6 protein-coding genes are annotated in these 8,038 nt (G+C 62.0%); 2 read left to right on the top strand and 4 right to left on the bottom strand.

Annotation, left to right across the window (positions count from 1 at the left end):
- Positions 1-309: 309 nt before the first annotated feature.
- Positions 310-2,058, bottom strand: coding sequence for a methyl-accepting chemotaxis protein (locus AB6724_RS19235; protein ID WP_369340146.1), 1,749 nt, complete (start codon positions 2,056-2,058; stop codon positions 310-312).
- Between the two features lie 363 nt (positions 2,059-2,421).
- On the opposite strand from AB6724_RS19235, the gene bfr reads away from it, so the two are divergent.
- Positions 2,422-2,886 carry a bacterioferritin gene (bfr, locus tag AB6724_RS19230; protein ID WP_369340145.1) on the top strand — a complete coding sequence of 155 codons (465 nt, stop codon included), beginning with the start codon at positions 2,422-2,424 and terminating at the stop codon, positions 2,884-2,886.
- Between the two features lie 77 nt (positions 2,887-2,963).
- Here bfr and AB6724_RS19225 read toward each other — a convergent pair whose 3' ends face one another.
- On the bottom strand, positions 2,964-3,647 hold the full coding sequence (locus tag AB6724_RS19225; protein WP_369340144.1) for a 7-cyano-7-deazaguanine/7-aminomethyl-7-deazaguanine transporter: 684 nt from the start codon (positions 3,645-3,647) through the stop codon (positions 2,964-2,966).
- Between the two features lie 247 nt (positions 3,648-3,894).
- Positions 3,895-4,317 (bottom strand): hypothetical protein, encoded by a 423-nt coding sequence (locus AB6724_RS19220; protein ID WP_369340143.1) that lies wholly within the window; start codon positions 4,315-4,317, stop codon positions 3,895-3,897.
- Positions 4,318-4,456: 139 nt separating this feature from the next.
- Between AB6724_RS19220 and AB6724_RS19215 the strand changes: the two genes are divergently transcribed.
- A complete protein-coding gene (locus tag AB6724_RS19215) occupies positions 4,457-5,308 on the top strand; it encodes a helix-turn-helix domain-containing protein (protein ID WP_369340142.1) in 852 nt (283 codons plus the stop codon).
- A gap of 74 nt (positions 5,309-5,382) precedes the next feature.
- Here the strand turns inward: AB6724_RS19215 and acnB are convergent, their stop codons facing one another.
- Positions 5,383-7,968: a bifunctional aconitate hydratase 2/2-methylisocitrate dehydratase gene (gene acnB, locus AB6724_RS19210; RefSeq protein ID WP_369340141.1), complete on the bottom strand. Its 2,586-nt coding sequence runs from the start codon at positions 7,966-7,968 to the stop codon at positions 5,383-5,385.
- Positions 7,969-8,038 lie beyond the last annotated feature (70 nt).

Raw genomic sequence — 8,038 nt, 5'->3', positions numbered from 1 at the left:
CAAAACGGCAGCGGCATTCTTGGGAGGGATTCACCTTGCGGCCACTGTCGTCTGGCTCAATTGATGACGAGCCCTAGGTTAGATCAATTTGACCCCATTGTGCTCCCCAGGGCTTGTGCGGGGTGCTTGTCTCCAACGCTATACATGCTCAATGGATTAGCGGGCTTCGCCAAGGACCAGGGCTATCGAGTTCACACTGATAGTGCCTGAAGCACAAGCGAAAGACCGATCATTGCCCCCCCGCGTGTCAGAAAAGACTGTGCAAGCGCGGCTTTATGCGAGGAGGCAGGGGGACGCGATCACCAATCGTTAAAAAGCTTCCCAACCATCCTCGTGAGCCGTGGAGGCTACAGTCGTAGCTTTGGCAATGGGGGCGGGTGCGGCAGTCGCTGAAGACTTTTTCACCAATGCCGCTGTCTTTGCGATGGGGCGTGATGCAGCCGGTGCTTTCGACGTGCGGGGGTGAGCTATTACGGCAGTCGTAGAGGTGTTGAGCGCTTGTTGCTGAGCGGCGTGGGTACCCCCATCGCGTAGCTTAAATACGGCCACCACCTGCACCAAGTCCTGGGACTGAGATTTGAGGCTGCTGGCTGCAGCGGCCATCTGTTCCACGAGCGCCGCATTCTGCTGAGTGACCTGGTCCATCTGCATGACAGCTTCACCCACCTGCGAGACGCCTGCACTCTGCTCGCTGCTGGCGGCACTGATTTCGCGCATTATGTCTGTGACGCGGCGTATGGAGTTCACCACCTCAGTCATCGTCACTCCCGCCTTATCGACAAGGGCAGTGCCTTGATCTACCCACTCGATGCTGGCACCGATCAGTGTCTTGATCTCTTTGGCCGCTTCGGCCGATCGCCCAGCCAAAGAACGCACCTCGTTTGCCACCACGGCAAAACCGCGCCCCTGCTCGCCAGCCCGTGCGGCTTCCACGGCTGCATTAAGGGCCAAGATGTTAGTTTGAAATGCGATGCTGTCGATGATGCTGATGATGTCGCCGATCTTGCGGCTGGACTCGTTGATACCCCTCATGGTATCCACCACTTGCCCTACCACCTCACCAGCCTGAACCGCAACCTGGCTGGCGTTCATGGACAACTGGTTGGCCTGGTGGGCGGAATCGGCATTTTGCTTGACTGTGGAGTCAAGTTCTTCCATGGACGCCGCTGTTTCCTCCAGCGCACTTGCCTGGCTTTCGGTACGAGCCGAGAGATCCTGGTTGCCCTGGGCAATTTCTGAACTCGCCGTGGCAACGCCTTCTGCCCCCTGGCGTACGCTAGATACCACTTTGATGAGACTGTCACGCATGGCCACCAGGGTATGCAGCAAGCCCGCCACCTCATCCTTGCCAGTGACCGCCACTTGCACACTTAGGTCACCAGCTTCAATCGCACGGGAAAGGTCCCCGGCCTGTTTCAGAGAACGCGAAATCCCAGTAATGAGGAAATACCCGATGCTGGCGGCAAACAGCAATCCGAGGACGATCGATGCAGTGGAATACATGCGCACCGAACCGTAACGCTCCACCGCCCCATCGTATTCCGACTTGGCCACATCGAGCTGCAGTTGGATCAACGCCTCTATTTGCTCTTTAGCAGGAGCATATAACGCCGGCAGCACCTTGTTGGATATGCGCTGGCTCTCCTGCAGATTGGCCGAGCGCAACGCCGCTACTATGGGCTTCAGTCCTTCACTGACATACTTACCGCGGGCTTCTGCAAACTTCTTGGCAATCCTGGCCTCCTCCGCCGTGAGGTAGGTGGCCATGTACTCATCCCAATCCTTGGTGATCTTGCCAATATTGGCCTCGACCGAAGTGGTGAGCTGACCCACCACCTCTGGAGTCGCATCCAGCGTTGCCGCGCTGACCAAATAGGCATTGGTCATCATCAGGCTTTGGATCTGCCCCAGTTTCCCAAGGGCCACTGTGCGATCCTCGTACACAGTTTTTAGCCCGTCATTGCTGCCCCCCATTCCTCGCAGGCCGAGTAGACCGACACCCAAAAGCAGCATGGACATGACGCCCACCAACAAGATTAATCGCGTTGAAATTTTCATTCTTGAGCCCATCGCACAGAGAGTTATGTTTTCTAATTACGAGGCAAGGCCATGCCCCAGCACCTATATTTTTGCAAACTATGTTTACCAAACGAACAAACAGGTTGGACGGGACGTTGTGCAAGTTTGGCCAATACTTGAATGACTGCTCCAGGGCAGAGCACTGGAGGACCGCATCTGGCCGATCGCAGCCAGTCGCAACCAGCGGACTGGTCTGCCGGGACACGCATTTGAGCAATGCGAATGCATCTGCTTACGGCCCGCATCCAGAGCAGCAGCGCTCGGGAATTGATAGCTGTATTTGTTCCCTGAAGCCAGTCGCGGGATACTTCAGGCTTCGCAAACTCACCGAGAACAACAAATATGCAAGGCCATCCCGAAGTCGTCGACTACCTCAAGGACCTGCTGCGCGGCGAGCTCGCGGCGCGCGACCAGTATTCCGCGCACTCGCGCATCTATGAAGACCAGGGCTTTGCCAAGCTTTTCACGCGCCTGGACCACGAGATGCAGGAAGAGACCCAGCACGCCGACGCGCTGCTGCGCCGCATCCTGATGCTGGGCGGACGCCCCGACATGCGCCCCAAGGAGTTCACTCCCGGCGAGACCGTGCCCGAGATGCTGCGCAAGGACCTGGACACCGAGTACGAGGTGCGCGCCGGCCTGCAGCAGGGCGTGGCGCTGTGTGAGCAGCACCGCGACTATGTGAGCCGCGACATACTGCTGGCCCAGCTGCGCGACACCGAGGAAGACCATGCCTACTGGCTGGAAAAGCAGCTGGGGCTGATCGACAAGATCGGACTGCAGAACTATCTGCAAAGCCAGGCCTGAGCCCTGTGCCATGCAAAAGGCCGCCAGATTCTGGCGGCCTTTTTTATTGCCGGGGCGCGGCCGGCAGAGAACGGCGCTTAAGAAGCGGCCCCGGTCGCCGGCACGGCCGGCAGGCGCATGCCGCGCACGATGGTGGCCAGCACCACGCCGTAGGCGGGCACGAACAGCAGCAGGCTCACCGCCAGCTTGATGACATAGTCGACCATGGCAATTTCCATCCAGTTGGCGGCCATGAAGGCGTCGGTGCTGCGCCAGAAGGCGATAGAGAAGAAGGCCGCCGTGTCCAGCACCTGGCCGAACACCGAGGCGGCCGCCGGTGCCAGCCACCACACATGGCTTTGCTGGCGGATGCGGTCGAAGACCTGGATGTCCAGCAACTGGCCCAGCACATAGGCGGCAAAGCTGGCCAGAGCGATGCGGAACACAAAGCTGTTGAAGCTCAGCAGCGCCTCCCAGCCGTTGAAGCTGCCCTCATGGAACAGCACGCCCACCACATAGGACACCAACAGCGCGGGCAGCATGGCGCGTGTGATGACGCGCCGCGCCTCCACCTTGCCGATCAGGCGCACGGTCAGGTCGGTGGCCAGGAAGATGAACGGGAAGCTGAAGGCGCCCCAGGTGCTGTGAAAGCCCAGCAGGCTGATGGGCAGCTGCACCAGATAGTTGCTGGCGATGACGATGGCGATGTGGAACGCCACGAGAACGGAGAGGTAAAACGGCACGCGCGACGATGGCGTCTGCGCGGCATGAGCGGATGTCATGACAGTCCTTTTTGGTCGATGGGGGCGAGGGAACCCATGGTTGCGAAGAATGCGCCAGCGCGGCGCAGCCGTGAATTTTAAGCGGTACGAAATTATCTCCGTCGCCCCGGACCAAGTTATCCGTCGATGGACATGGCGGGTATAACGAAAAGCATAGCTTCCAGCGCCTGCCATTTCATGCTTTCGGAATAAAACTGTTCTCTTTCCGTTGAATGGCAGGCGTTGACAGCTCTTCTTTTTGAAGCGCTCAGGCAACTAACTGCGGCCCGGGGCGGGCCGCATGGCGCGTGGCACGCAACCCGGCCCATTGCAGATCGGCCAAGGCCAGCACCACGAGCGCCTGCGCCGCCACCCAGGCCACGCCCCAGGCACTCAGCGCCAGGCCGGAGCCGAAGATCAAGGCCGCGCAGCCCAGGGCCCAGCCCAGATTGCCCACGGCCACCAAGCCGATCAGCGTGCGCGGCTGGGGCTGACGGTGCGCCATCCAGCCGGCAGCCAGTGCATAGGCCAGCAAAAACATGCCCGTGCCCGTCAGCAAGAGGGCCGGCAGACCCGTCAGGTGCGCCAGCGGCTGCGTGGCGGCCAGCTGCAGCGCACCCGTGGCCGCACAGGAGGCCGCGTCGGCCCACATCACACGGGACAGAAACCGGGGAGAAGCAAAGATGGACATGGAAAACTCCTGTTGCATGAAGAAGGTCTGCGGCCGGCCCTGTGCCGGCTGCTGGGGTCCATGATTGCCATCCGCCTGCACAGCGTCGATAACCTCGCAGGTCATGGCCTGCCGTCCGGCCTGCCACTACGATGCAGGCATGAACCCCAGCACCGCGCCCTCCCCCCATGCCTCAGCTCATAGATCGCCCGGCGCACGCGCGCCGTTCGGCGAACACCTGCGCCACTGGCGCCAGCACCGGCGCCTGAGCCAGCAAGGCCTGGCGCTGGAGGCCGAGATCTCGACGCGTCACCTGAGCTATGTGGAAACCGGCCGCGCGCAGCCCAGCCGCGAGATGGTGCTGCGTCTGGCCGAGCGCCTGTCGGTGCCGCTGCGCGAGCGCAACGCGCTGCTGGTGGCCGCGGGTTTTGCGCCCATGTACCAGGCACGGCCGCTGGACCATCCCGATCTGGCGGCCGCACGCCAGGCCGTGGACTTGGTGCTCAAGGGCCACGAACCCAACCCCGCGCTGGCCGTGGACCGGCACTGGAACCTGGTGGCCGCCAACGCCGTCGTGCCGCTGCTGCTGGACGGCGTGGCGCCGCAGCTGCTGCAGCCACCCGTGAACGTGCTGCGCCTGAGCCTGCACCCCGAAGGCCTGGGCCCGCGTCTGGCCAATGCCGCGCAATGGCGCGCCCATTTGCTGCACCGCTTGCAGCAGCAGATCGCGGCCACCGCGGATGACGAGCTGCAGGCGCTGCACGACGAGATCGCCGCCTATCCGTTCAAGGGCGATGAAGACGCCGCCCATGGCGCCCCCCCCGCCAGCCACATCGCCGTGCCCTTCGAGCTGCACACCGGCCTAGGCAAGCTGAGCTTCATCAGCACCATCACCATCTTCGGCACGCCCGTGGACGTGACGCTGCAGGAGCTGGCCGTCGAGTCCTTTTTCCCGGCCAACGCCGAAACGCAGGCAGCGCTGCAGCGGCTGCGCGCAAGCCTGCCGGCCTGAGAAAGCAAAAGCCCGCAGGACTCGCATCCAGCGGGCTTCCGGCGCAAGGCCTGCAAAGGCCTTGGCTCGGGCGGTTACACCTTTTCGGCCACTTCGGCGTACTCGGCGATCTCGTTGAAGTTCATGTAGCGGTAGACGGAGGCCTTGTCGGCATCGATCACACCCATTTCCTTCAGGTACTCTTCCTTGGAAGGCAGATAGCCCAGACGCGAAGCGATGGCTGCCAGTTCGGCCGAGCCCAGATACACATTGGTGTTCTTGCCCAGACGGTTGGGGAAGTTGCGGGTCGAGGTGGAGATCACGGTCGCGCCTTCACGCACCTGGGCTTGGTTGCCCATGCACAGCGAGCAGCCGGGCATTTCGGTACGCGCACCGGCAGTGCCGAAAGCCGCGTAGTGACCTTCCTTGATCAGCTCGGTCTGGTCCATCTTGGTGGGAGGTGCCACCCACAGCTTGACGGGGATATCGCGCTGGCCGCCCAGCAGCTTGGCTGCGGCGCGGAAGTGACCGATGTTGGTCATGCAGGAGCCGATGAAGGCTTCGTCGATCTTGGCACCGGCCACGTCAGACAGGGTCTTGGCGTCATCGGGGTCGTTGGGGCAGCAGACGATGGGTTCCTTGATATCGGCCAGATCGATTTCGATGATGTGGGCGTACTCGGCGTTCTTGTCGGCTTCCAGCAGATCGGGCTTGGCCAGCCAGGCTTCGACCTTCTCGATACGGCGCTGCAGGGTCTTGGCGTCAGCATAACCGTCGGCGATCATGTTCTTCATCAGAACGATGTTCGAGGTCAGGTATTCCTTGATCGGCTCGGGGTTCAGCTTGATCGTGCAACCGGCGGCGGAGCGCTCAGCAGATGCATCGGAGAGTTCGAACGCTTGCTCGACCTTCAGGTTGGGCAGGCCTTCGATTTCCAGGATGCGACCCGAGAACTCGTTGATCTTGCCGGCCTTGGCCACGGTCAGCAGACCTTGCTTGATGGCGTACAGAGGAATCGCATGCACCAGATCGCGCAGGGTCACGCCGGGCTGCATTTCGCCCTTGAAGCGCACCAGCACCGATTCGGGCATGTCCAGAGGCATCACGCCGGTAGCGGCGCCGAAGGCCACCAGACCGGAGCCTGCGGGGAAGGAGATGCCGATGGGGAAGCGGGTGTGCGAGTCGCCGCCGGTACCGACGGTGTCGGGCAGCAGCAGGCGGTTCAGCCAGCTATGGATCACGCCGTCACCAGGACGCAGGGCCACGCCGCCGCGGTTGCTGATGAAGTTGGGCAGTTCGCGGTGGGTCTTCACGTCCACGGGCTTGGGGTAAGCGGCTGTGTGGCAGAAGGACTGCATCACCATATCGGCGGAGAAGCCCAGGCAAGCCAGGTCCTTGAGCTCGTCACGGGTCATGGGGCCGGTGGTATCTTGCGAACCCACGGTGGTCATGCGAGGCTCGCAGTAGGTACCGGGGCGCACGCCCTGACCTTCGGGCAGACCGCAGGCGCGGCCGACCATCTTCTGGGCCAGTGTGAAGCCAGCCGAGGAAGCGGCAGGCGCCTGGGGCAGACGGAACTCGGTGGATGCAGGCAGACCCAGGGCTTCGCGAGCCTTGGCCGTCAGCGAGCGGCCGATGATCAGGTTGATACGGCCACCGGCCTGCACTTCGTCCAGCAGCACGTCGGACTTGAGCTGGAAGTCAGCCACGGTTTCGCCGTTCTTGACGATCTTGCCAGCGTAGGGCAGCACGTCGATCACGTCGCCCATTTCCAGCTTGGAAACATCGACTTCGATGGGTAGAGCGCCGGAGTCTTCCTGCGTGTTGAAGAAGATGGGCGCAATCTTGCCGCCCAGGGTCACGCCACCGAAGCGCTTGTTGGGAACAAAGGGAATGTCCACGCCCGTGCCCCAGATGATGGAGTTGGTGGCGGACTTGCGCGAAGAACCGGTACCGACCACGTCGCCCACATAGGCCACCAGGTGGCCCTTCTTCTTCAGGTCTTCGATGAACTGCATGGGGCCGCGCTTGCCGTCTTCTTCGGGCTTGAACGCCGCGTCGGGACGCGTGTTCTTGAGCATGGCCAGGTAGTGCAGAGGAATGTCGGGACGGCTCCAGGCATCGGGAGCGGGCGACAGATCGTCGGTATTGGTTTCGCCAGGCACCTTGAAGACGGTGACGGTGATCTTTTCCGCGACCTTGGGACGCGAAGTGAACCACTCGGCGTCGGCCCAGCTTTGCATCACTTCCTTGGCCTTGGCATTGCCGGCCTTGGCCTTGGTGGCCACGTCGTTGAAGAAGTCGAACATCAGCAGCGTCTTCTTCAGGGCTTCGGCAGCCACACCCGCGACTTCGGCGTTGTCGAGCAGCTCGATCAGAGGATGAACGTTGTAGCCACCCACCATGGTGCCCAGCAGCTCGGTGGCCTTGGCCTTGGAGATGAGACCCACCTTCAGGTCGCCGTGAGCCACGGCAGCCAGGAAGGAAGCCTTGACCTTGGCTGCATCATCCACGCCGGGCGGCACGCGGTGGGTCAGCAGATCCATCAGGAATGCGTCTTCACCAGCGGGTGGGTTCTTGATCAGCTCGATCAGCTCGGCGACCTGCTTGGCATCCAGAGGCAGCGGGGGGATGCCCAGTGCGGCGCGTTCTGCCACATGGTCACGGTAGGCTTTCAACATGGGTTCTCTCCAATGGTTTTTTGAAAAAGGCTGCGCGTGGAGCGCGAATTACAGGGCTGGCACATGTGCG

Origin of the sequence: Comamonas guangdongensis, from assembly GCF_041079535.1 — a bacterium.
GTDB lineage: Bacteria > Pseudomonadota > Gammaproteobacteria > Burkholderiales > Burkholderiaceae_C > Comamonas > Comamonas guangdongensis.
The sequence above is the reverse complement of the archived record's forward strand: the minus strand, read 5'-3'. Positions and strand labels throughout refer to the sequence as shown.

Excerpts from the sequence above, each read along its gene's own strand:
- AB6724_RS19235 (WP_369340146.1), bottom strand. The coding sequence starts at position 2,058 with ATGAAAATTTCAACGCGATTAATCTTGTTGGTGGGCGTCATGTCCATG.
- bfr (WP_369340145.1), top strand. The coding sequence starts at position 2,422 with ATGCAAGGCCATCCCGAAGTCGTCGACTACCTCAAGGACCTGCTGCGC.
- AB6724_RS19225 (WP_369340144.1), bottom strand. The coding sequence starts at position 3,647 with ATGACATCCGCTCATGCCGCGCAGACGCCATCGTCGCGCGTGCCGTTT.
- AB6724_RS19220 (WP_369340143.1), bottom strand. The coding sequence starts at position 4,317 with ATGTCCATCTTTGCTTCTCCCCGGTTTCTGTCCCGTGTGATGTGGGCC.
- AB6724_RS19215 (WP_369340142.1), top strand. The coding sequence starts at position 4,457 with ATGAACCCCAGCACCGCGCCCTCCCCCCATGCCTCAGCTCATAGATCG.
- acnB (WP_369340141.1), bottom strand. The coding sequence starts at position 7,968 with ATGTTGAAAGCCTACCGTGACCATGTGGCAGAACGCGCCGCACTGGGC.